Origin of the sequence: Streptomyces sp. LHD-70, assembly GCF_031157275.1 — a bacterium.
Classification (GTDB): Bacteria; Actinomycetota; Actinomycetes; order Streptomycetales; family Streptomycetaceae; genus Streptomyces.
The window spans coordinates 56,438-78,749 of record NZ_JAVIFW010000027.1 but is presented as its reverse complement, the minus strand read 5'-3'; the positions used below and the strand labels follow the sequence as shown (position 1 = coordinate 78,749).

At 71.3% G+C, this 22,312-nt stretch carries 18 protein-coding genes; 14 read left to right on the top strand and 4 right to left on the bottom strand.

Annotated elements, in window-relative coordinates; translation table 11 throughout:
• The first annotated feature begins 58 nt into the window (after positions 1–58).
• A complete protein-coding gene (locus RCO28_RS35075; RefSeq protein ID WP_308945413.1) occupies positions 59–1,570 on the top strand; it encodes a 3-hydroxyacyl-CoA dehydrogenase in 1,512 nt (503 codons plus the stop codon).
• Complete coding sequence (locus tag RCO28_RS35070) at positions 1,567–2,157, top strand: TetR/AcrR family transcriptional regulator (RefSeq protein ID WP_308945412.1); 591 nt, start codon at positions 1,567–1,569, stop codon at positions 2,155–2,157. The genes RCO28_RS35075 and RCO28_RS35070 overlap by 4 nt, the downstream gene beginning before the upstream one ends.
• A gap of 314 nt (positions 2,158–2,471) precedes the next feature.
• Here the strand turns inward: RCO28_RS35070 and RCO28_RS35065 are convergent, their stop codons facing one another.
• Complete coding sequence (locus tag RCO28_RS35065; protein WP_308945411.1) at positions 2,472–3,038, bottom strand: Lrp/AsnC family transcriptional regulator; 567 nt, start codon at positions 3,036–3,038, stop codon at positions 2,472–2,474.
• A gap of 265 nt (positions 3,039–3,303) precedes the next feature.
• Between RCO28_RS35065 and pdhA (RCO28_RS35060) the strand changes: the two genes are divergently transcribed.
• From pdhA (RCO28_RS35060) to RCO28_RS35030, 7 genes are all read left to right on the top strand, one after another.
• Positions 3,304–4,422, top strand: a complete 1,119-nt coding sequence (pdhA, locus tag RCO28_RS35060) for a pyruvate dehydrogenase (acetyl-transferring) E1 component subunit alpha (RefSeq protein WP_308945428.1) — start codon at positions 3,304–3,306, stop codon at positions 4,420–4,422.
• The gene (locus tag RCO28_RS35055; RefSeq protein WP_308945410.1) at positions 4,419–5,444 is read left to right on the top strand and encodes an alpha-ketoacid dehydrogenase subunit beta; all 1,026 of its coding nucleotides are present in this window, start codon (positions 4,419–4,421) and stop codon (positions 5,442–5,444) included. The genes pdhA (RCO28_RS35060) and RCO28_RS35055 overlap by 4 nt, the downstream gene beginning before the upstream one ends.
• On the top strand, positions 5,444–6,976 hold the full coding sequence (locus tag RCO28_RS35050; protein ID WP_308945409.1) for a dihydrolipoamide acetyltransferase family protein: 1,533 nt from the start codon (positions 5,444–5,446) through the stop codon (positions 6,974–6,976). The genes RCO28_RS35055 and RCO28_RS35050 overlap by 1 nt, the downstream gene beginning before the upstream one ends.
• 185 nt (positions 6,977–7,161) lie before the next feature.
• Positions 7,162–8,235 (top strand): DUF6457 domain-containing protein, encoded by a 1,074-nt coding sequence (locus RCO28_RS35045; RefSeq protein WP_308945408.1) that lies wholly within the window; start codon positions 7,162–7,164, stop codon positions 8,233–8,235.
• Positions 8,232–9,836, top strand: a complete 1,605-nt coding sequence (locus RCO28_RS35040; RefSeq protein WP_308945407.1) for a molybdopterin-binding protein — start codon at positions 8,232–8,234, stop codon at positions 9,834–9,836. Before RCO28_RS35045 ends, RCO28_RS35040 begins: the two co-directional genes overlap by 4 nt.
• Positions 9,824–10,930, top strand: coding sequence for a potassium channel family protein (locus RCO28_RS35035; RefSeq protein WP_308945406.1), 1,107 nt, complete (start codon positions 9,824–9,826; stop codon positions 10,928–10,930). The genes RCO28_RS35040 and RCO28_RS35035 overlap by 13 nt, the downstream gene beginning before the upstream one ends.
• Positions 10,931–10,978: 48 nt before the next feature.
• Positions 10,979–11,956, top strand: a complete 978-nt coding sequence (locus tag RCO28_RS35030) for an NAD(P)H-quinone oxidoreductase (protein ID WP_308945405.1) — start codon at positions 10,979–10,981, stop codon at positions 11,954–11,956.
• A gap of 413 nt (positions 11,957–12,369) precedes the next feature.
• Here RCO28_RS35030 and RCO28_RS39535 read toward each other — a convergent pair whose 3' ends face one another.
• Positions 12,370–12,417 (bottom strand): hypothetical protein, encoded by a 48-nt coding sequence (locus RCO28_RS39535; RefSeq protein WP_374991308.1) that lies wholly within the window; start codon positions 12,415–12,417, stop codon positions 12,370–12,372.
• 586 nt (positions 12,418–13,003) lie between these two features.
• Between RCO28_RS39535 and RCO28_RS35020 the strand changes: the two genes are divergently transcribed.
• Positions 13,004–13,552, top strand: a complete 549-nt coding sequence (locus RCO28_RS35020) for a bacterial proteasome activator family protein (RefSeq protein ID WP_308945403.1) — start codon at positions 13,004–13,006, stop codon at positions 13,550–13,552.
• Positions 13,553–13,645: 93 nt separating this feature from the next.
• On the opposite strand, the gene RCO28_RS35015 is transcribed toward RCO28_RS35020, so the two are convergent.
• Positions 13,646–15,337: a protein kinase gene (locus RCO28_RS35015; RefSeq protein WP_308945402.1), complete on the bottom strand. Its 1,692-nt coding sequence runs from the start codon at positions 15,335–15,337 to the stop codon at positions 13,646–13,648.
• A gap of 450 nt (positions 15,338–15,787) precedes the next feature.
• Between RCO28_RS35015 and RCO28_RS35010 the strand changes: the two genes are divergently transcribed.
• Positions 15,788–17,347, top strand: a complete 1,560-nt coding sequence (locus RCO28_RS35010) for a protein kinase (RefSeq protein ID WP_308945427.1) — start codon at positions 15,788–15,790, stop codon at positions 17,345–17,347.
• Between the two features lie 283 nt (positions 17,348–17,630).
• On the opposite strand, the gene RCO28_RS35005 is transcribed toward RCO28_RS35010, so the two are convergent.
• Positions 17,631–18,290, bottom strand: a complete 660-nt coding sequence (locus tag RCO28_RS35005) for a response regulator transcription factor (protein ID WP_308945401.1) — start codon at positions 18,288–18,290, stop codon at positions 17,631–17,633.
• 333 nt (positions 18,291–18,623) lie between these two features.
• On the opposite strand from RCO28_RS35005, the gene pdhA (RCO28_RS35000) reads away from it, so the two are divergent.
• Genes pdhA (RCO28_RS35000) through RCO28_RS34990 form a run of 3 tightly spaced genes read left to right on the top strand, consistent with a single transcriptional unit; the run spans position 18,624 to position 22,272 of the window.
• On the top strand, positions 18,624–19,868 hold the full coding sequence (gene pdhA, locus RCO28_RS35000; RefSeq protein WP_308945400.1) for a pyruvate dehydrogenase (acetyl-transferring) E1 component subunit alpha: 1,245 nt from the start codon (positions 18,624–18,626) through the stop codon (positions 19,866–19,868).
• A gap of 2 nt (positions 19,869–19,870) precedes the next feature.
• Complete coding sequence (locus tag RCO28_RS34995; protein ID WP_308945426.1) at positions 19,871–20,851, top strand: alpha-ketoacid dehydrogenase subunit beta; 981 nt, start codon at positions 19,871–19,873, stop codon at positions 20,849–20,851.
• A 14-nt stretch (positions 20,852–20,865) separates the two neighbouring features.
• Positions 20,866–22,272, top strand: a complete 1,407-nt coding sequence (locus RCO28_RS34990) for a dihydrolipoamide acetyltransferase family protein (RefSeq protein WP_308945399.1) — start codon at positions 20,866–20,868, stop codon at positions 22,270–22,272.
• Positions 22,273–22,312 lie beyond the last annotated feature (40 nt).

Below are 22,312 nucleotides of genomic sequence, written 5' to 3'. Positions count from 1 at the left end.
GTCGGGACAAGAGGGGTCGGCCGGACCTGTGGACAACCCATGCGGGAGGATCGCGAGCATGACAGGACTCGACCGCACGAACCCGGTGGCCGTCGTGGGCACCGGCACCATGGGGCAGGGCATCGCCCAGGTCGCCCTGGTCGCCGGACACCCCGTGCTGCTGCACGACGCCGTGCCGGGGCGCGCCGAGCAGGCGGCCGCGGCGATCGCCGCCCGCCTCGACCGGCTCGTCGAGAAGGGCAGGCTGTCCGAGGACGACCGCAGCGCCGCACAGGCCCGTCTGAAGCCCGCCGGAGCGCTCACTGAGCTCGCCGACTGCGGCCTCGTCGTCGAAGCCGTACTGGAACAACTCGACGTGAAACAGGCCCTGTTCCGCGAACTGGAAGGGATCGTTTCCGCGGACTGCCTGCTCGCCACGAACACGTCGTCCCTGTCCGTCACCGCCATCGCGGGCGGCCTCGAACGCCCCGGCCGGTTCGTCGGCCTGCACTTCTTCAACCCCGCACCGCTGCTCCCGCTCGTCGAGGTCGTCAGCGGCTTCGCCACCGAGGAATCCGCCGCCACGCGCGCGTACGACACGGCGAAGGCCTGGGGCAAGAGCCCTGTGCGGTGCGCGGACACCCCGGGTTTCATCGTCAACCGGGTCGCCCGCCCCTTCTACGCCGAGGCGCTGCGCGCGTACGAGGAACGTGTCGCCGACCCCGCCACCGTCGACGCCGTCCTGCGCGAGTGCGGCGGCTTCAGGATGGGCCCCTTCGAGCTGACCGACCTGATCGGCCAGGACGTCAACGAGGCCGTGACGCGCTCCGTGTGGGAGTCCTTCTTCCAGGACCCGAGGTTCACCCCCTCGCTGGCGCAGCGTCGCCTGGTCGAGTCAGGCCGCCTCGGCCGCAAGTCCGGGCACGGCTGGTACGACTACGCCGAGGGCGCCGAGCGGCCGGAACCGGTGCTTCAGGAGCCCGCTGCCGCGCCCGCGGAGGTGACCGTCCACGGGGACCTCGGGCCCGCTGAACCGCTCGTCGGCCTCCTCAAGAAGGCCGGAGTCGCGGTGCGCAGGGAAGCTTCAGAGAGCGCGTTCATCGTGCTCCCCTGCGGGGCGCGCCTGTTCTCGGCGACGGACGGGGCCATGGCGACCAGCCACGGGGACGCGGTCCAGTTCGACCTCGCTCGCTGCTACGGGACCACCCCGCTGATAGCCGTCGCCCCCTCGGTGACGGCCTCGGAGGCCGCGCTGCGGGAGGCTGTCGGGCTCTTCCAGGCGCTCGGCAAGCAGGTGGTCGTCCTCGCCGACGTGCCCGGCCTGATCGTGGCCCGTACGGTCGCGATGCTCTTCGACATCGCGCTCGACGCCCTGGACCGGGGTGTGGCGGGCGCCGACGACATCGACACGGCCATGCGGCTCGGCGTGAACTACCCCGAGGGCCCCTTGAGTTGGGGCGAGAGCGTCGGTCTGGAGCGGCTGCACGACCTGCTGTCCCGCATGCACGACCAGCAGCCGACGGGCCGCTACGCACCCTCTCTGGGGCTGCGCCGGCGCGTCCACGCCCAGGAAGAGACGGTCCGCCCATGACCACGGCACGACGCGACACGTACACGCCCGAGACGCTTCTCGCCGTCGCCGTACGGATCTTCAACGAGCGGGGCTACGACGGCACGTCCATGGAGCACCTCTCCAAGGCTGCCGGCATCTCCAAGTCCTCGATCTACCACCACGTCGCGGGCAAGGAGGAGTTGCTGCGCCGCGCGGTGAGCCGTGCCCTCGACGGCCTGTTCGCGATCCTCGACGAGGAGCACGCGCGCGTGGGGCGGGCTGTGGACCGCCTGGAGTACGTCACCCGGCGCATGGTCGGCGTACTGACCGCCGAACTCCCTTACGTAACCCTGCTGTTGCGGGTGCGGGGGAACACGGCGACGGAGCAGTGGGCGATGGAGCGGCGCCGTGAGTTCGACCACCAGGTGGCCGAGCTGTTCAAGGCGGCCGTCGCGGATGGGGATCTGCGGGCGGATGTCGAGGTCAGGCTGGCTACTCGGCTGCTGTTCGGCATGATCAACTCGATCGTCGAGTGGTATCGGCCGGGGGGCCGTGGCATGGACGATGAGGAGATCGCCGAAGCGGTGGTGCACTTGGCTTTTGCGGGGCTTCGTACGGAGGAGTGAGGTTCGGGGTGGGGGCGGGTTTCTTTCCCCTCCCCGCCCCTTCCCGAAAGTCCTCAGCGGACGGCTCCAGGGGCTGCGCCCCCAGGCCCCCAGCTTCGGGGCGTTGCGCCAGACCCCGCATCGCGCTCCGCGCTCCGTCCTCAAACGCCGGACAGGCTGATGGGGCTCGTCCCCTGAGCGTCGGACGGGCTGGATTGGGCTCGTTCCCCAGGCGTCGGGCGCGCTGAGGTTGGACTCGCCCCCAAACACGGAAACGACCTGCAGTCGCCCCGCCGACAGCCCCGAGCAAGCCCAAGCACGCAGCCCCGCGACCCCTAACCCCCCGGATCCTCCGGATGATCCAGATCCGTCTCCTCGAAGACCAGCAGCGTGCGCGTGCTCAGTACCTCCGGGATCGACTGCAGCCGTGTCAGGACGAGTTCGCGCAAGGTGCGGTTGTCCGGCGTGTGGACGAGCAGCAGTACGTCGAAGTCGCCGCTGACCAGCGCCATGTGGGCCGCGCCCGGGAGTTCCTTGAGTTGTTCGCGGACCGTGCGCCAGGAGTTCTGCACGATCTTCAGGGTGATGTACGCGGAGGCTCCCTGCCCGGCACGTTCGTGGTTGACGCGCGCCCCGAAGCCGCGGATCACGCCGTCCTCGATCAGCCGGTTGATCCGTGCGTACGCGTTGGCCCGCGACACATGAACGTGCTCGGCCACGGAACGTATCGAGGCGCGACCGTCCGTCCGCAGCATCCGCAGGATGTCCCGGTCGATGGCGTCCAGCGGGCGCGGCGGTGGCAGGGGCGCCGTGGGCCGTGCCGTGGGCTGTGCCGCGGGCGGTGTCACCGAAGGATCCTCCGCGTCGTCGGAGCCCTGGTCGGCCATTCGTTCAGGTGCCATGTCCCCCCGCCTCCCTACCATGGACGTACTGCATCTATCCCAGGCTGTGGAGAACCGTTTGTCCACAGGCTGGAGGTGCCTGTAGCCAAAATGCGCCGACGACCGAACAATCGGTAGGTGAGGCGCATCGCACAGCCGCGTCTCTCTCGACATCTGCACGACCCCTGATCACCACCCAATATTCAGGACATTCGAGATATTCGAGGCGCTCGGCGCCACCCCTTTGATCGAGGAGGTGCACGCGGTGAAGAACCAGAGCCCGGTCATGGAGCAGCGGGGGTCCTACCGACCCAGCCCGCCGCCCGCCTGGAAGCCCCGTACGGACCCCGCCCCACTGCTGCCCGATGCCAGGCCGTACCGCGTCCTCGGCACCGAGGCGGCGGCCAAGGCGGACCCGGCGCTGCTGCTCGAGCTGTACGAGCAGCTGGTGCGCGGCCGCAGATACAACACGCAGGCGACGGCGCTCACCCGGCAGGGCCGGCTCGCGGTCTACCCGTCCAGCACCGGGCAGGAGGCCTGCGAGGTCGCCGCCGCGCTCGCCCTCGAAGAGCGCGACTGGCTCTTCCCCAGCTACCGCGACACGCTCGCCGCCGTGGCCCGCGGCCTCGACCCGGTGCAGGCGCTGACGCTGCTGCGCGGCGACTGGCACACCGGGTACGACCCGCACGAGCACCGCGTCGCGCCCCTGTGCACCCCCCTCGCCACCCAACTTCCGCATGCCGTGGGCCTCGCGCACGCCGCCCGCCTCAAGGGCGACGACGTGGTGTCGCTCGCGATGGTGGGCGACGGCGGGACGAGCGAGGGCGACTTCCACGAGGCGCTGAACTTCGCGGCCGTGTGGAAGGCGCCGGTCGTCTTCCTCGTGCAGAACAACGGATTCGCGATCTCGGTGCCCCTCGCCAAGCAGACCGCCGCACCGTCCCTGGCCCACAAGGCCGTCGGGTACGGAATGCCGGGCCGCCTGGTCGACGGGAACGACGCGGCGGCGGTCCACGACGTGCTCGCCGAAGCCGTGCGCCGCGCGCGCGAGGGCGGCGGTCCCACGCTGGTGGAGGCCGTGACGTACCGCATCGAGGCGCACACCAACGCCGACGACGCGACGCGCTATCGAGGGGACACGGAAGTGGAGGCCTGGCGGGCGCACGACCCGATCGCGCTCCTGGAAGGCGAGTTGACGGCGCGCGGCCTCCTCGACGACGCCCGCAGGCAGGGCGCGAAGGACGCCGCCGAGGCGCTCGCTGCCGACCTGCGCGAGCGCATGAACCAGGACCCGGTCCTGGACCCGATGGACCTGTTCACGCACGTGTACGCCGAGCAGACCACCCAACTGCGCGAGCAGGCGGCCCAGTTGCGCGCCGAGCTGGAAGCGGAGGCCGAGCGATGACCACCGTGGCGGACAAGCCGAGTACGACGGCGGTGAAACCCGCGTCCATGGCGCAGGCCCTGCAGCGCGCGCTGCGGGACTCGCTCGCCGCGGACCCTAGCGTGCATGTGATGGGGGAGGACGTCGGCACGCTCGGTGGCGTCTTCCGCATCACCGACGGCCTCACCAAGGAGTTCGGCGAGGACCGGTGTACGGACACCCCGCTCGCGGAGGCGGGCATTCTGGGCACGGCCGTGGGCATGGCGATGTACGGTCTGCGGCCGGTCGTGGAGATGCAGTTCGACGCGTTCGCGTACCCGGCGTTCGAGCAGCTGATCTCCCACGTGGCGCGGATGCGGAACCGCACGAAGGGCGCCATGCCGCTCCCGATCACCATCCGTGTGCCGTACGGCGGCGGCATCGGCGGCGTCGAGCACCACAGCGACTCCTCCGAGGCCTACTACATGGCGACGCCGGGCCTGCACGTCGTCACACCGGCCACGGTCGCCGACGCGTACGGCCTGCTCCGCGCCTCGATCGCCTCCGACGACCCGGTGGTGTTCCTGGAGCCCAAGCGCCTCTACTGGTCGAAGGATTCCTGGAACCCGGACGCTCCGGCGAGCGTTGAACCGATAGGACGGGCCGTGGTGCGGCGCACCGGCCGCAGTGCGACGCTCATCACGTACGGGCCCTCCGTGCCGGTCTGCCTGGAGGCCGCGGAGGCCGCGCGTGAGGAGGGATGGGAGCTCGAGGTCGTGGACCTGCGCTCGCTGGTGCCGTTCGACGACGCGACGGTCTGCGACTCGGTGCGCAGGACCGGCCGCGCGGTCGTGGTGCACGAGTCGGGCGGGTTCGGCGGACCGGGCTCGGAGATCGCCGCGCGGGTCACGGAGCGGTGCTTCCACCACCTGGAGGCGCCTGTCCTGCGGGTCGCGGGGTTTGACATCCCGTATCCGCCGCCGATGCTGGAGCGGCATCATCTGCCCGGTGTCGACAGGATCCTGGACGCAGTGGCGAGGCTGCAGTGGGAGGGGGACAGCTGATGGCGCAGGTCTTCGAGTTCGCTCTGCCCGACCTGGGCGAGGGGCTCACGGAAGCCGAGATCGTCCGCTGGATGGTGTCCGTCGGCGACGTGGTCGCGGTGGACCAGCCGGTGGTCGAGGTCGAGACGGCCAAGGCGATGGTCGAGGTGCCCTGTCCGTACGCAGGCGTGGTCACCGCCAGATTCGGCGAGGAGGGCACGGAACTCCCCGTAGGGGCACCGCTGTTGACCGTCGCGGTCGGCGCCGATGCCGGAGACGGCGCGTCGTCGGGGCTGAACGGCACCGGTGGCGGGGCGTCGAGCCGTACGGAGAGCGGTGCCCGTGCGGACAAGGGCGAGCCGGAGTCGTCGGGGAACGTCCTGGTCGGGTACGGCACGGGCGCGGCCCCGCCCCGTCGGCGCCGGGTGCGGCCCCCGGGCGTCGGTTCCGGCGCCGGAACGGACAGCACGCGTGCAGCGGAGAGTTCGAGTGCCGCGGAGCGTTCGAGTGCCGCGGAGAGCCGGCCGGCCCCGGCCGAGCCCGAGCGGAGAACGCCCGCACCCGCTCGCGCACAGGACGAATCCGCTCCCGCACGGGGAACATCTGCGCCCGCGCGGGACACGGATCGGCCCGCGCGGGACACGGACGGACCTGTTCCGGTGATCTCCCCGCTCGTACGGCGTCTGGCGAAGGAAAACGGCCTGGATCTGCGGGAGTTGACCGGGTCGGGGGTGGACGGGCTGATCCTGCGCGCGGATGTGGAGTACGCGGTGCGTGCCGCCCAGCGCGCGGCGCAGCCGGACACGGCACCCGAGGAGACCGCGCGTACGGCCGTGGGCCAGACCCGTACGGCCGTGGGCCAGACGCGTACGCCGCTGCGCGGGGTGCGGGGCGCCGTCGCGGACAAGCTGTCCCGCAGCCGCCGTGAGATCCCGGACGCGACCTGCTGGGTGGACGCGGATGCCACGGAGCTGATGAACGCCCGCAAGGCGATGAACGGCAACGCGGCAGCCGGGCAGAAGATCTCCCTGATCGCGCTCCTCGCCCGCATCTGCACGGCGGCCCTGGCCCGCTACCCGGAGCTGAACGCCACGGTCGACCTGGAGGCCCGCGAGATCGTCCGCCTGGACGCGGTCCACCTCGGCTTCGCCGCGCAGACGGAGCGGGGCCTGGTCGTACCGGTGGTGCGGGATGCGCATGCGCGGGACGCGGAGTCGCTGAGCGCCGAGTTCGGGCGGCTCACGGAGGCGGCGCGGACCGGATCGCTGACCCCGGCCGAGCTGACCGGCGGCACGTTCACGCTGAACAACTACGGCGTGTTCGGCGTGGACGGCTCGACGCCGATCATCAACCACCCCGAGGCCGCGATGCTCGGCGTGGGCCGCATCGTGCCCAAACCCTGGGTGCTCCAGGGCGAGTTGGCGATACGCCAGGTGGTCCAGCTCTCCCTCACCTTCGACCACCGCGTCTGCGACGGCGGCACAGCGGGCGGCTTCCTGCGGTACGTCGCCGACTGTGTGGAACAGCCGGCGGTGCTGCTGCGCACGCTCTGAGCGGTAGGCGGTAGGCGGTAGGCGGTAGGCGGTAGGCGGGAGGTGCGGTGCTTGCGGGTTCTCCCGCTGACGACCGGCCGCTGAGCAGCATGCAGCTGGTGACACGTTCGGTGTGACGGATGTCCCTCGGCGTAGAGGCCGTTCGCGGGGGTGGCATTGATCGCCGGTGCGGCCATACTCGGTGGATGACCTCGTATGACGCCGTCGTGCTCGCCGGCGGCGCCGCCAGACGCCTGGGCGGCGCCGACAAGCCCGGGGTGCGCGTCGGCGGCCGGTCCCTCCTCGACCGAGTCCTCGCCGCCTGCGCCGACGCGGACACGACGGTGGTCGTCGCCGAGCGCAGGCCCACCGCCCGCCCCGTCCTGTGGGCGCGCGAGGAGCCGCCCGGCGGCGGTCCGTTGGCCGCGCTCGCCGCCGGGCTGAGCCGGACCACGGCGGACACGGTGCTCGTCCTCTCCGCCGACCTGCCCTTCCTGGGGGAGCGAACCGTACGACTGCTGCTCGACGCGTTGGCGACGGACCGCCCGAAAGGCACCGAGCCACACAGCACGCAGCCACACAGCACGCAGCCGGACGGCCCTCAGCCGGAGGGCGCGCAGCCGGAGAACACGCAGCCGGACAGCAGCCATCCGCAAGCCCCACAGCCAAGCGCCCCACAGCCAGAAGCCCCGCAGCCAAGCGCCCCGCAGCCGAAGCGCCAACAACCCGAAGGTGCCCTGCTGGTAGATCGGGAAGGGCGGGACCAGCCGCTCGTGGCGGCGTACCGGGCCGAGGCGTTGCGCCGGGGCGTGGAGCGCCTGGCCGAGGAGCACGGCGGGCTCGGCGGGCTGCCGTTGCGACGGCTCACCGCCGGTCTCACCCTCACCCGGGTCACCGAACCCGGCGACTCCCGTGCCGCGTTCGACTGCGACACCTGGGAGGACATCGCCGAAGCCCGCGCACGCATCAGGGAGCATGAGCACGTGCTGGATGAATGGATCACCGCAGTCAAGGACGAGCTGGGCATCGATCTGGAGGTCGACACGGGCCTGCTGTTGGACCTCGCGCGCGATGCCGCACACGGTGTGGCGCGCCCGGCGGCGCCGCTGACCACGTTCCTCGTGGGGTACGCGGCGGCGCGGGCCGAGGGCGGGCCCGAAGCCGTGGCCGAGGCGGCGCGCAAGGCCGCCGCGCTCGCCGCGCGCTGGGCCGACGAGGACAAGCGCGACGACCAGCCGGGCGGCGCCCCCGGCGCGGACGCCGCACCGGACGCGGGATGACCGGGCCCCGCGGGCTGAACGAGATGAACGCCATGGACGGCCGCGGGGGGCACGCGAAGCGCGCCTCCGGGGACGACCCGAACCGGGACGCCGAACGCGACCACGACCAAGACGTCGACGAGGCCCTGGCCCTGGTCAGAGAAGCGTCGGCCGGATACGACGACGGGCAGGGCGGGGCGCGCCCCGGAGAGCGCCACGCCCCCCACGCCGACCAGCACCGCCCCGACAGCCCCCGCCCCGACCACCCCCACACCAACAACCCCGGCACCAACAACCCCGGCACCAACAACCCCGGCACCAACAACCCCAGCACCAGCAACCCCGGCACCAGCAACCCACACCCCGGCAACCCCCACGCCCAACACCGAGGCACCCCTTGGCCGCAGGCCCGCGCCTGTGCGACCCGGGCCGGTGAGTCCGTGGCGCGCAGGAGCCCCGCCTCCGTCCCGCTCGACCAGGCGCTCGGCCTGGTCCTCGCCGCTCCGCTGACCGCGCTGACCGACCTGCCGTCGTTCGACACCTCGGCGATGGACGGCTGGGCGGTCGCGGGACCGGGCCCCTGGAAGGTGCGGGACGAGGGAGTGCTGGCCGGTCAATCCGGCGCGGAGGCGCTGGCGGACGGCGAGGCGATGCCGATCGCGACCGGTGCGCGCATCCCCCGCGAGGTCACCGCGGTCATCCGCAGCGAGCACGGCCGTACGGACAGCAAGGGCCGGCTGCACGCCGAGCGGGAGGTGATGCAGGGTCAGGACATCCGCCCGCGCGGCCAGGAGTGCCGCAGCGGTGACCAACTCCTGCCCGCGCGCTTCTCCGTGACCCCCGCGGTGCTCGGCCTCGCCGCCGCCGCGGGGTACGACTCGCTCCCGGTCGTCCCCCGTCCGCGCGTCGAAGTCCTCGTACTGGGCGACGAGTTGCTCACCGAGGGGCTGCCGCGCGAGGGGCTGATCCGGGACGCGCTCGGCCCGATGCTGCCGTCCTGGCTACGGGCGCTGGGCGCCGAGGTCATCGCCGTACGCAGGCTCGGTGACGACGCGAAGAAGCTGCGTGAGGCGGTCGCGGGTTCGCAGGCCGAGCTGGTCGTGACGACCGGAGGAACCGCGTCCGGCCCTGTCGACCATGTGCATCCGACGCTGCGGGCGCTCGGCGCCGAACTGCTCGTGGACGGCGTGGAGGTGCGGCCGGGGCACCCGATGCTGCTCGCCCGACTCGACGAGCGCCGCCACCTGGTGGGGCTGCCCGGCAACCCGCTCGCCGCGGTATCGGGGCTGCTGACGCTGGCCGAACCGGTGTTGCGTACGCTTTCCGGGCGGATCGCGCCGGTGCCGTATCTCGCCCCCACGAGGGAAGAGATCCACGGGCATCCGCACGACACACGGCTTGTGCCCGTGGCGTTGCGTGCGGAGCCGCAGTTGGTCGCCGTGCCGCTGCACTACAACGGCCCGGCCATGCTGCGCGGGATCGCCGCCTCCGACGGCCTCGCCGTGGTGCCGCCCGGCGGGGCGAAGCCCGGCCAGGAGCTGGAGATCCTCGACCTGCCGTGGACACTGCCGTCCGCGCCCCCGACCCATGACACGAACAGCGCGGAAGGGTGTTTCACGTGAAACTGCCCGGCCATGACGCCATGGCCCGTCAGGCGGACGAGCATCTGGTGAGCGCCCAGGTGAAGCTGCCGAAGCGAGAGGTCGAGCGTCCGCTGCGGCAGGTCGCCAAGCGGCTGGCCATGGCTCTGACCGTGCTGGTCTCGACGGCCTTCATCGTCTTCGCCGACAGTGAGGGCTACAACGACAACCAGGACGGCGACGTCAGCCTCCTGGACGCGTTCTACTACGCGACCGTCACCCTCTCCACCACCGGCTACGGCGACATCGTGCCGGCCAGCGACACCGCCCGTGTCATCAATATCCTCGTCATCACACCGCTGCGCGTGCTGTTCCTGATCATCCTCGTCGGCACCACGCTCGAGGTCCTCACCGAGCGCACCCGTGAGGAATTCAGGCTGAACCGCTGGAGGTCCCAGTTGCGCGAACACACCGTCGTCGTCGGCTTCGGCACCAAGGGCCGCTCCGCGATCCAGACCCTCTGCGCCACGGGTCTGAAGAAGGAACAGATCGTCGTCGTCGACCCCAGCGCCAAGGTCATCGAGGCGGCCACGGCCGACGGGTTCGTGGGCGTAGTCGGCGACGGCACGCGCAGCGACGTACTGCTGCGGGCCGAGGCGCAGAAGGCCCGGCAGGTCGTGATCGCCACCCAGCGCGACGACACCGCCGTCCTCGTCACGCTCACCGCCCGCCAGCTCAACCGGGGCGCGAAGATCGTCGCGGCGGTACGCGAGGAGGAGAACGCGCCGCTGCTCCGCCAGTCCGGCGCCGACGCGGTGATCACCAGCGCCAGCGCCGCCGGCCGCCTGCTCGGCCTGTCGGTGCTCAGCCCTAGCGCGGGCACGGTCATGGAGGACCTGATCCAGCAGGGCAGCGGCCTCGATCTCATCGAACGCCCGGTGATAAAGGCCGAGGTGGGGCGCACCGCGCGCGAGGTCGAGGAGCTCGTGGTGAGCGTCGTACGCGGGCACCGGCTGCTCGGCTACGACGATCCGGCCATCGGCAAGCTGGAGTTGACGGACCGTCTGATCACGATCGTACGGGCCACGCCCGGCCCGCCCGGGGTCCCGGACCTCCGCCCGCTGCCGAACGACTGAGCAACCGCCACCTCCGCAAGGCGGCGCCCGGCGAGTAGCCTCGCGCCCATGTATGCGATCACGATCCCCGAACCCGGTGGTCCCGAGGCGCTTGTCTGGGCCGAGGTCCCCGATCCCGTACCCGGCGAGGGCGAGGTCCTGGTCGAGGTGGCGGCCAGCGCCGTCAACCGCGCCGACCTGCTCCAGCGCCAGGGCTTCTACAACCCGCCGCCCGGCGCCTCCCCGTACCCCGGTCTCGAATGCTCGGGCCGCGTCGCCGCGCTCGGTCCGGGGGTGAGCGGTTTCTCGGTCGGCGACGAGGTGTGCGCGCTGCTCGCGGGCGGTGGGTACGCGGAGAAAGTCGCCGTTCCCGCAGGGCAGTTGCTGCCCGTGCCGCAGGGCCTCGACCTGGTCACGGCGGCGGCGCTGCCCGAGGTGACGTGCACGGTCTGGTCGAACGTCTTCATGGTCGCCCATCTGCGCCCGGGCGAGACCCTGCTGGTGCACGGCGGGGCCAGCGGCATCGGCACGATGGCGATCCAGCTGGCGAAGGCCGTGGGCGCGCGGGTCGCGGTGACGGCGGGCGGCAAGGAGAAGCTGGAGCACTGCGCGCGGCTCGGCGCGGACATCCTGATCGACTACCGCGAGCAGGACTTCGTGGAGGAGATCCGCGCGGCCACGGACGGCTCGGGCGCGGACGTCATCCTCGACATCATGGGCGCCAAGTACCTGGAGCGGAACGTCAAGGCGCTCGCGGTGAACGGCCGTCTCGCGATCATCGGGCTGCAGGGCGGGGTCAAGGGCGAGCTCAACCTCGGCGCGCTCCTCAGCAAGCGCGCGGCGATCACCGCGACCACGCTGCGCGCCCGCCCGCTCGCGGAGAAGACGGCCATCGTCGCCGCCGTACGGGAGCACGTCTGGCCGCTGATCGAGGCGGGCCGCGTCGAGCCGGTCGTCGACCGGACGTTGCCGATGGCCGAGGCGCCGGACGCGCACCGGGTCCTGGAGGAGAGCACGCACGTCGGCAAGGTGCTCCTCACCCGCTGAGGCCCCGACCGCCGTACGGCGTGACGGCGTGACGGCGTGACGGCGTGACGGTGTGACGGCGTGCCCCAAGTGGCCCGCGCGCCCTGCGTGCCCGCGCGACCGCCAGCCCCCCGACCGCCAGCCCCCGACCGCCGTACGGCCGGACCTCCTGACCGTACGACCCCGGTGGCCCTCCCCCAGCCCGCCCCGGGATGCCCGAGTTGTCCGCGCATGTGACGCTGACGGCATCCACCTTGGCGACTCGGCACCGGGAGGGGGTCACCGACGTGACTCCACGGCTCCGCCTGCGGCACACCGCCGCGCTGCTCGCCGTACTCCTCGCGACGCTGCTGCCTGCGGGCCCGGCCACGGCGACCGCGCCCCCCGCACCCCGCGAGCCGGTCCGGTCGAGCCCCGGGCAATCGAGCCCCGAGCTACCGAGCCCCGGACAACCGAGCCCCGGGCAACCGAGCCCCGGACAACCGAGCCCCGGGCAATCAAGCCCCGGACAACCGAGCCCCGAGCGACCGAGCCCCGACGCCTCCCTCGCGGGCAGCCACGCAGGTGAGGGCCGTCAGCGCCCCGGCCGTACGGAGCCGATCCCGGACCCGGAGCCGCCCCCGCAACACCAGCACCAGCAGCAACACCGCCAGCACCAGCAACACCGCCAGAACCAGCAGCAGCAACACCAGCACCACAACCAGCACCCGCCCCAGCCCAACCACCAGGACCCGTCGAACCAGCCGAACCAGCCGAACCCGCCGGAACCGACCCGTTCCACCGAGCGACGCCCGGACGCCTCCACCACTCCGGACGTACCCGGCGACAAGACCGCACGGCAGGCGGTCGGCGACGACGGCCCCATGCTGCGGGTGCTGCCGCTCGGCGCGGGCCTGGTCCTGATCGGCCTCGGCCTGGCCTTCCTCGCCGTACGCATCAGACGAACCTGAGCCGCCCCGCCGACCTCAAGCCCGCGGGCGGGGGCGGCCGCACCGTACGCGCAGGGTGGATCAACGCTGCGGCGGGGCACCACCCTGTTGTGCAGCAGGCGTACGAGAGAATGGCCGCATGGAGATGCCGAGGAACGACAGGTCGCAGGAAAACCCCCAGGTCCTCGTCGTGGGTCAGGACGGAATGGCCCTCGGTGGCGGAGGCGGTGGTGATGACGAGTCACGTGAGCTTCCGGTGACGGACATGGTCGAGCAGCCGGCCAAGGTGATGCGCATCGGCAGCATGATCAAGCAGCTGCTTGAAGAAGTGCGGGCGGCACCTCTGGACGAGGCGAGCCGGGTGCGGCTCAAGGAGATCCACGCGAGCTCGGTGAAGGAGCTGGAGGACGGCCTCGCACCCGAGCTGGTCGAGGAGCTGGAGCGGCTCTCGCTGCCGTTCACCGACGAGACGACGCCCAGTGATGCCGAACTGCGCATCGCGCAGGCCCAGTTGGTCGGATGGCTGGAGGGGCTGTTCCACGGCATCCAGACCACGCTGTTCGCCCAGCAGATGGCGGCCCGCGCCCAGTTGGAGCAGATGCGCCGCGCGCTGCCGCCCGGCGCGGGCGGTCACGAGGGCGACGAGGACCACCCGCACGCGGGCCGCTCCGGGGGCCCGTACCTGTAACCCCCGGCGGCACCCACCCGTACCGACAACGACGGAGCCCGGCCCACCTCGTCAGGTGGGCCGGGCTCCGTCATGCACAGCGACGAACGGGCGCTACTGCGGCGGGTTCCCGCTGGAGACCTCCAGCTGGATGGTCGGCGGGTTGTCCGGGTCGAAGTCCGTGTCCGACGTCGGGTACTGCTTCATGACCGTGCCCTCGCCGTACGTGTTCTCGTCCACGGTCGTGATCTTGTACTTCCAGCCGCCCTTCTGGATGCACTCCTTGACCGAGTCGATGTTGCGGTACTCGAACTTCGGCAGGGTCTTCATGCTCGGGTCCGAGAAGCTCTCCCGGGGTTCCGTGCAGTCGGTGATGTCTATGACCTTGGTCTTGTCCGGGCCCTTGTGGCCCGCGACCTCCTCGGCCGTAGGCGTCTCCTTGCCTCCGGGGTCTTCACCGCCGCCGCCGCTGTCGTTCAGCGTGAGGGCCGTGACCAGTCCGCCGATGGCGAGCACGGCGACGGCGATCGCGCCGACGATCACCGGGGTGTTGCTCTTGCCGCCACCACCGTGGTTGCCGCCGCCGGCCGTCGCGGGCTGCGGGCTCAGGTTGTACGGCGGCGGGGTGCCGGGGCCGCCCTGCTGCGGGGCGAAGTTGGCGGGCGCCGGGGTCTGGTACCCGCCCTGCTGCGGGTAGCCGTACCCGGGAGCGGGAGTAGGGGCGGGCGTACCAGGGCCGCCAGGGCCGCCGGGGCCGCCGAGCCCGCCGGGGCCGGGACCGTACGGCGCCGGCTGGTACGGGGTCTGGACGCTGCCGGGGCCGGGCGCCGGGGCACCCTGGTCGACCGGCGGGAACACCGAGGCGCCGACGCCCGCGCCGCTGCCGGTGTGCGCACCCGGCACGATGCTCGGCGCGGCGCCCTGCAGGGACTGCACGACCCGCAGGCACTCGTCCCGCATCGCGTCGGCCGTGGGGAAGCGCTCGTTGGGGTTCTTCTTCAGGGCGCGGGCGACCAGCGCGTCCACCGCGGGCGGCAGCGAACGGTTGATGGAGGACGGCGCGACCGGCTCCTCCTGCACGTGCGCGTACGCGATGGCCAGCGGCGAGTCCGCCTCGAACGGCAGCCGCCCGGTGACCAGTTGGAACAGCATGATGCCGACCGAGTAGAGGTCGGAGCGGGCGTCCACACCGCGGCCGAGGGCCTGCTCGGGCGAGAGGTACTGCGGGGTGCCGACGACCATGCCGGTCTGCGTCATCGACGTCACGCCGGACTGCATGGCGCGGGCGATGCCGAAGTCCATGACCTTGACGACGTTCCGCTTCGTCACCATGACGTTGCCGGGCTTGATGTCGCGGTGGACCAGGCCCATCTCGTGGCTGATCTCCAGGGCCGCGAGGACGTCGGCGGTGACCTTGAGGGCGCGGTCGGCGGGCATCGCGCCGAACTGCGCGACGTCCGCGTCGAGCACGGAGCCGAGCGGCTTGCCCTCGACGTACTCCATGACGATGTACGGCATCGTCGAGCCGTCGAGCTCGTCCTCGCCGGTGTCGAAGACCGAGACGATGTTGGTGTGCGTGAGCTTGGCCACGGACTGGGCCTCGCGGCGGAAGCGCTCGCGGAAGGACTGCTCGCGGCCGAGCTCGGTGTGCAGGGTCTTGACGGCGACCTGCCGGTCGAGCACCGAGTCGTACGCCAGGTGCACGGAGGCCATGCCGCCTTCGCCGAGGAGGTCCCGCAGCTGGTAGCGGCCGCCGGCCAGGGCACGCCCCGCGTACCGGCCGCCCTGTGCGCCGTCCTGGCTCATTTTCTGCGTCCCCCATCGGCGCCTGAATGCGCGTGTGAATGCGCGTGCCTGCGCGCAGATCCCTGCTATTCCGGGCCAAGTCTGCCCGAGGGCACCGACACGTCAAGCCGGGTGCCCGTTCCGTGACCCTACGCGCAAGAACCGTCTCGGAAGCGTTACCCGGGGCGTCCGCGGAGTGATATGGCGCCTGTCACGCTCTTGTCACGTCCTGCGCCCCGCGCGCCGGGACAGACCACTCGATTTGCCCGAAACCCCGGGTAACAGGTTTGATGGCCGGTCCATCTCGAACCAGCGCGTCGCGCCGAGGCTGTAGCGTGGGCCGACGGAGGCCGTAAGAGGAGTCGCGCGCACTCGCCCATCTGGGGCGGATGCAGGCGGGCATGCCGGGTTGGTGGGCATGCGGGTTACGGACCAGACGCGACCAGTTACGACAGGAAACGACGGCGAGGACTGATGGACCAGCAGCGCGCTCAGGGCCCGTCCGACCCCGAGGCGACTGGCGGCGGTATGTCAGATGCGCCTGAGCTGTGGGGTAATGGCGGACTTGTCGGAGACGGACGATACCGGCTGACCCACAGACTCGGCCGCGGCGGCATGGCCGAGGTCTTCGCCGCCGAGGACGTACGGCTCGGGCGCACGGTCGCCGTGAAGCTGCTCCGCTCCGACCTCGCCGAGGACCCGGTCTCCAAGGCCCGCTTCACGCGCGAGGCCCAGTCGGTCGCGGGCCTCAACCACCACGCGGTCGTGGCGGTCTACGACTCCGGTGAGGACTTCATCGGCGGCAACACCATCCCGTACATCGTGATGGAGCTCGTCGAGGGCCGGACCATCCGTGACCTGCTGCTCAACGCCGAGGCGCCGGGCCCGGACCAGGCACTGATCATCGTGTCGGGCGTCCTGGAGGCGCTGGCCTACTCGCACCAGCACGGCATCGTGCACCGCGACATCAAGCCCGCCAACGTGATCATCACCAACTCCGGTGCGGTGAAGGTGATGGACTTCGGCATCGCGCGGGCGCTGCACGGCGTCTCCCAGCAGATGACCCAGACCGGCATGGTCATGGGCACCCCGCAGTACCTCTCGCCGGAGCAGGCCCTCGGCAAGGCCGTCGACACCCGCTCCGACCTGTACGCGACGGGCTGCATGCTGTACGAACTCCTCGCGCTGCGGCCCCCGTTCACCGGTGAGACCCCGCTTTCGGTGGTCTACCAGCACGTGCAGGACATGCCGATCCCGCCGTCCGAGCTGTCCGACGGGGTGCCGCCGGAGCTGGACGGCCTGGTGATGCGCTCCCTCGCGAAGGACCCGGACGACCGGTTCCAGACGGCCGAGGAGATGCGCGGCCTCGTCCAGTACGGCCTGCAGATGCTGCAGGACCAGGGCGGCCACACCGGTACGTGGAGCACGGGCCCGGTGGCGATGCACGAGGGCGGCAGCACCCCGGCGATGGGCGTCACCGGCGCCGCGGCCCGGCAGCACCCCGGGGACACCGGCGGTACGGCGCAGATGCAGCAGCCGATGGTCCGCCCGATCGGGGACGACGACGGCGGCTTCGACGGCGGCGGCGGGAACGGCGGCCGCCGGGGCGGTCGCGGCGGCAACGGCCGCGGCAAGATGTGGCTCTTCGCGGTCCTGGCCATCGCGGCGATCGCGGTCGGCGTGGCCGTGGCCCTGAACGCCACGCAGAGCGCCCAGAAGGACCCGGGCCCGGACAAGGACCCGACACCGACGCAGTCCCAGTCGAAGGACCCCACGAAGGAGCCGACGGACGAGGAGACGACGGAGGAGGAGACGGAGCCCGGCGGTACCGGCGGCAACCCGGACTACACCGACGCTCCGACCCAGCCCTCGTACACCCCGTCCGAGGACCCGACGACGCAGGAGCCCACCGAGGATCCGACGACGCAGGAGCCGACGGAGGAGCCGACGACGCAGGAGCCGACCGAGGAGCCCACCGAGGAGCCCACCGAGGACCCGGTGACCGACGAGCCCACGCTGGACGTCGGGTAACTACCCCCGGGCGTCGGGAGCTGACCCGCCGCCCCGGAACCGGCTACGACGAAGCCCGCTCACGCACCCCGTGAGCGGGCTTCGTCGTACCGCCGTCGCGGTCGTCCACACGGTCCATGCCGCGGTTCGGCGGCGCGGAGTTCTTCGGTGGGCATGTATTCCCCTTTCCGCTGCCGAAGAGGCGCGCGGAAAGAGCCACCCGCCCCGAGGAACAGGGCAAGCTGAGCGGGGCAAGATGGACGGGGCAATAGTCCCGGGGAAATGCAGGATTTGAACGGACCGGTCAGTGCTTTTCCGCCTGCATACGGGCGACAAAGGCGGCGGCCTGCGAACGGCGTTCCATGCCGAGCTTGGACAGCAGGCTGGAGACGTAGTTCTTGATGGTCTTCTCGGCCAGGTGAAGGCGCTCGCCGATGGCCCGGTTGGTGAGGCCCTCGCCGATCAGGTCCAGGATCTTGCGCTCCTGTTCCGTGAGGTTCGCGAGCCGGTCGTCGCCCTTGGCGTTGTTGCCGTCGCGCAGCCGCTCCAGGACGCGGGCCGTGGCCACCGGGTCGAGCAGGGACTTGCCGGCCGCCACGTCCCGTACGGCGGTGAGCAGCTCATTGCCGCGGATCGCCTTCAGGACGTACCCGGAGGCACCGGCCATGATCGCGTCGAAGAGCGCCTCGTCGTCCGCGAACGAGGTCAGCATCAGACACTTGATGTCCTCGTTCTGGGAGCGGATCTCGCGGCAGACCTCGACGCCGCTGCCGTCCGGCAGGCGCACGTCGAGCACCGCGACGTCGGGCCGCGTGGCGGGGATCCGGACGAGGGCGTCGGCCGCCGTGCCGGCCTCGCCGACCACCTCGATGTCCGACTCGACGGACAGCAGCTCATGGACTCCGCGCCGGACGACTTCATGGTCATCGAGCAGAAATACGCTGATTTTTCCCTGTTCGTGCACCCTGCCAGTGTCACACACCGACTCTTCCAATGCTCTGGGTGGCCGGGATAACGTTCCGTTGTTCCGGCCCCCTGCAAGGCGCTGACCAGTAGTTGTTCCCGCTTTCTCGAATTTACTTGGAAATCCAAGCAAAGTCGCAGGTCAAGTGGGGTTTCGCAGATATGCGGAGCACTGGGTAACGTGCTTTGTGCAGGGCTCTCGCCGGGGCACCTGTCACGCCTGCCATCCCTGAAACGCCTAACGCACACACCCCGTGCACGGGCCGGGACGACAGGCGAGCCGCACTGGCTTACCCGGCGGATCCCGGGAAGCCGGACCGACGGAGGAGCACACGTGACCGTGGAGAGCACCGCCGCGCGCAAGCCTCGCAGCAACAGCAGCGGGGCGGGCACCAAGCGCGCAACCGCCAAGAAGTCGCCGGAGAAACCGGCGAAGAAGGCGGCGGCGAAGAGCGCAGCGCGCGAAGCAGCACCGCACGACGCACCACCGCACGACCCCGAACTCGTCCAGCTGCTCACCCCCGAGGGGAAGCGCGTAGAGCACCCCGAGTTCTCGATCGACCTCGGCCCGGAGGAACTCCGCGGCCTCTACCGCGACATGGTGATGGCCCGCCGCTTCGACGCCGAGGCCGTGACGCTGCAGCGCCAGGGCGAGCTGGGCCTGTGGCCCTCGCTGCTCGGCCAGGAGGCGGCGCAGATCGGCTCCGCCCGCGCGCTCCGCGACGACGACTACGTCTTCCCGACCTACCGCGAGCACGGCGTCGCCTGGTGCCGCGGGGTCCCGCCGGAGAACCTGCTCGGCATGTTCCGCGGCGTCAACAACGGCGGCTGGGACCCGAACAGCAACAACTTCCAGCTGTACACGATCGTCATCGGCTCCCAGGCCCTGCATGCCACCGGCTACGCGATGGGCGTCGCCAAGGACGGCGCGGACTCCGCGGTCATCGCGTACTTCGGTGACGGCGCCTCCAGCCAGGGTGACGTCGCCGAGTCCTTCACGTTCTCCGCGGTCTACAACGCCCCGGTCGTGTTCTTCTGCCAGAACAACCAGTGGGCGATCTCCGAGCCCACCGAGAAGCAGACCCGCGTCCCGCTCTACCAGCGCGCCCGCGGCTACGGCTTCCCCGGCGTCCGCGTCGACGGCAACGACGTCCTCGCCTGCCTGGCCGTGACCCGCTCGGCCCTGGAGCGGGCCCGCCGCGGCGAAGGTCCCACGCTCGTCGAGGCGTTCACGTACCGCATGGGTGCGCACACCACGTCCGACGACCCCACCAAGTACCGCCGGGACGAGGAGCGGGAGGCCTGGGAGGCCAAGGACCCGATCCAGCGGCTTCGCACGTACCTGGAGACCGAGAAGATCGCGGACGCCGACTGGTTCGCCTCGCTCGAAGAGGAGGAGGCGGCGCTCGGCAGGCGGGTCCGCGAGGCGGTGCGGGCGATGACCGACCCGGACCCGATGTCGATCTTCGAGAACGTCTACGCGGACGGCAGCGCGCTCGTCGACGAGGAGCGCGCCCAGTTCGCCGCCTACCAGGCATCCTTCGCTGACTCGGCTGTCCCGGTGGGAGAGGGCAAGTGACCATGGCCGTACAGAAGTTGCCGATCGCCAAGGCGATCAACGAATCCCTGCGCAAGGCCCTCGAGACCGACCCCAAGGTCCTGATCATGGGCGAGGACGTCGGCAAGCTCGGCGGCGTCTTCCGCGTCACCGACGGGCTGCAGAAGGACTTCGGCGAGGACCGGGTGATCGACACCCCGCTCGCCGAGTCCGGCATCGTCGGCACCGCGATCGGCCTCGCGCTGCGCGGCTACCGGCCGGTCGTGGAGATCCAGTTCGACGGCTTCGTCTTCCCCGCGTACGACCAGATCGTCACGCAGCTCGCCAAGATGCACGCCCGCGCGCTCGGCAAGATCAAGCTGCCGGTCGTCATCCGCATCCCGTACGGCGGCGGCATCGGCGCGGTCGAGCACCACTCCGAGTCGCCGGAGGCACTGTTCGCGCACGTCGCGGGCCTGAAGGTGATCTCGCCCTCCACCTCGTCGGACGCGTACTGGATGATGCAGCAGGCCATCCAGAGCGACGACCCGGTGATCTTCTTCGAGCCGAAGCGGCGCTACTGGGACAAGGGCGAGGTCGACACCGAGTCCATCCCCGGCCCGCTGCACTCCGCACGCACCGTGCGCGAGGGCTCCGACCTGACGCTCGTCGCGTATGGGCCGATGGTCAAGGTCTGCCTGGAGGCCGCGGCGGCCGCGCAGGAGGAGGGCAAGTCCCTCGAGGTCATCGACCTGCGCTCGATGTCGCCGATCGACTTCGACACGGTGCAGGCCTCGGTGGAGCGCACCGGCCGCCTCGTCGTCGTGCACGAGGCCCCGGTGTTCTACGGCTCCGGCGCGGAGATCGCCGCGCGCATCACGGAGCGGTGCTTCTACCACCTCGAAGCGCCCGTGCTGAGGGTCGGCGGCTATCACTCGCCGTACCCGCCCGCGCGGGTGGAGGAGGAGTACCTGCCGGGCCTTGACCGGGTGCTCGACGCCGTCGACCGCTCGCTGGCGTACTGAGGGGAGCTGGACTGATGGTGTACGAGTTCAAGTTGCCCGACGTGGGCGAGGGTCTGACCGAGGCGGAGATCCTGAAGTGGTTCGTCGCGCCCGGTGATGTCGTGTCCGACGGGCAGGTCGTCTGCGAGGTCGAGACGGCGAAGGCGGCCGTGGAGCTGCCGATTCCGTTCGACGGCGTCGTGCGGGAGCTTCGCTTTGCCGAGGGTACGACGGTGGACGTCGGCCAAGTGATCATTACCGTGGGTGGGGCTGGGGAGTCGGCGCCCGAGCCTGCGGCTGAGGTCGAGGCTGTCGAGGCTGTCGAGGCCGAGGAGCCTCAGGGACGTCAACCTGTGCTGGTTGGCTACGGCGTCGCCGAGAGCTCGACCAAGCGGAGGGCACGTAAGGACGACTCGGCACGTGGGGTTGTGCCCACCCGTTCCGCCCCTGGCGGACCAGCTGCCCACAACGGGGAGGGAGCGGCTGCTGCCTTCACAACGGTTACGAACGGGACGGCTGCCCCCACAACGGTGGTCAGCAATGGCACCACCATCCCCCGGCCCCTCGCCAAGCCCCCCGTCCGCAAGCTCGCCAAGGATCTCGGCGTGGACCTCGCGACCGTCACCCCCTCCGGGCCCGACGGGATCATTACGCGCGAGGACGTGCACGCCGCCGTCGAGCCCGCGCCCGAACCCGAGGCCGCCGTACAGGAAGCCGCGCCCGCGCCCGTGACCGCCGACGCCCGCGAGACCCGTGTCCCCGTCAAGGGCGTACGGAAGGCGACCGCGCAGGCGATGGTCGGGTCCGCGTTCACCGCGCCGCACGTCACGGAGTTCGTGACCGTCGACGTGACGCGGACGATGAAGCTCGTCGAGGAGCTGAAGGCCGACAAGGAGATGCAGGGGCTGCGGGTGAACCCGCTGCTGCTCGTCGCCAAGGCCCTGCTCGTCGCGATCAAGCGGAACCCGGACGTCAGCGCCGCCTGGGACGAGGCCAACCAGGAGATCGTGCAGAAGCACTACGTGAACCTGGGTATCGCCGCCGCGACCCCGCGCGGTCTGATCGTGCCGAACATCAAGGACGCGCACGCCAAGACCCTGCCCCAACTGGCCGAGGCGCTCGGCGCGTTGGTGTCCACGGCCAGGGAGGGCAAGACCTCCCCGGCCGCGATGCAGGGCGGCACCGTGACCATCACCAACGTGGGGGTCTTCGGGGTCGACACCGGTACGCCGATCCTCAACCCCGGCGAGTCCGCGATCCTCGCGGTCGGCGCGATCAAGCCGCAGCCGTGGGTGCACAAGGGCAAGGTCAAGCCGCGTCAGGTCACCACCCTGGCGCTCTCCTTCGACCACCGGCTCGTCGACGGCGAGCTGGGCTCCAAGGTCCTCGCCGACGTCGCGGCGATCCTGGAGCAGCCCAAGCGCCTGATCACCTGGGCGTAGCCTGCACACGCCTTCGCACATCGAGCCCGGGTGCGCCCCC

Bases quoted from the DNA above. Each gene is read 5' to 3' on its own strand.
- RCO28_RS35040 (WP_308945407.1), top strand. From the start codon at position 8,232: ATGACCGGGCCCCGCGGGCTGAACGAGATGAACGCCATGGACGGCCGC.
- RCO28_RS35020 (WP_308945403.1), top strand. From the start codon at position 13,004: ATGGAGATGCCGAGGAACGACAGGTCGCAGGAAAACCCCCAGGTCCTC.
- RCO28_RS34995 (WP_308945426.1), top strand. From the start codon at position 19,871: ATGGCCGTACAGAAGTTGCCGATCGCCAAGGCGATCAACGAATCCCTG.
- RCO28_RS35050 (WP_308945409.1), top strand. From the start codon at position 5,444: ATGGCGCAGGTCTTCGAGTTCGCTCTGCCCGACCTGGGCGAGGGGCTC.
- RCO28_RS35055 (WP_308945410.1), top strand. From the start codon at position 4,419: ATGACCACCGTGGCGGACAAGCCGAGTACGACGGCGGTGAAACCCGCG.
- RCO28_RS35015 (WP_308945402.1), bottom strand. From the start codon at position 15,337: ATGAGCCAGGACGGCGCACAGGGCGGCCGGTACGCGGGGCGTGCCCTG.
- RCO28_RS35075 (WP_308945413.1), top strand. From the start codon at position 59: ATGACAGGACTCGACCGCACGAACCCGGTGGCCGTCGTGGGCACCGGC.
- RCO28_RS35065 (WP_308945411.1), bottom strand. From the start codon at position 3,038: ATGGCACCTGAACGAATGGCCGACCAGGGCTCCGACGACGCGGAGGAT.
- RCO28_RS35045 (WP_308945408.1), top strand. From the start codon at position 7,162: ATGACCTCGTATGACGCCGTCGTGCTCGCCGGCGGCGCCGCCAGACGC.
- RCO28_RS34990 (WP_308945399.1), top strand. From the start codon at position 20,866: ATGGTGTACGAGTTCAAGTTGCCCGACGTGGGCGAGGGTCTGACCGAG.
- RCO28_RS35070 (WP_308945412.1), top strand. From the start codon at position 1,567: ATGACCACGGCACGACGCGACACGTACACGCCCGAGACGCTTCTCGCC.
- pdhA (WP_308945428.1), top strand. From the start codon at position 3,304: ATGGAGCAGCGGGGGTCCTACCGACCCAGCCCGCCGCCCGCCTGGAAG.
- RCO28_RS35030 (WP_308945405.1), top strand. From the start codon at position 10,979: ATGTATGCGATCACGATCCCCGAACCCGGTGGTCCCGAGGCGCTTGTC.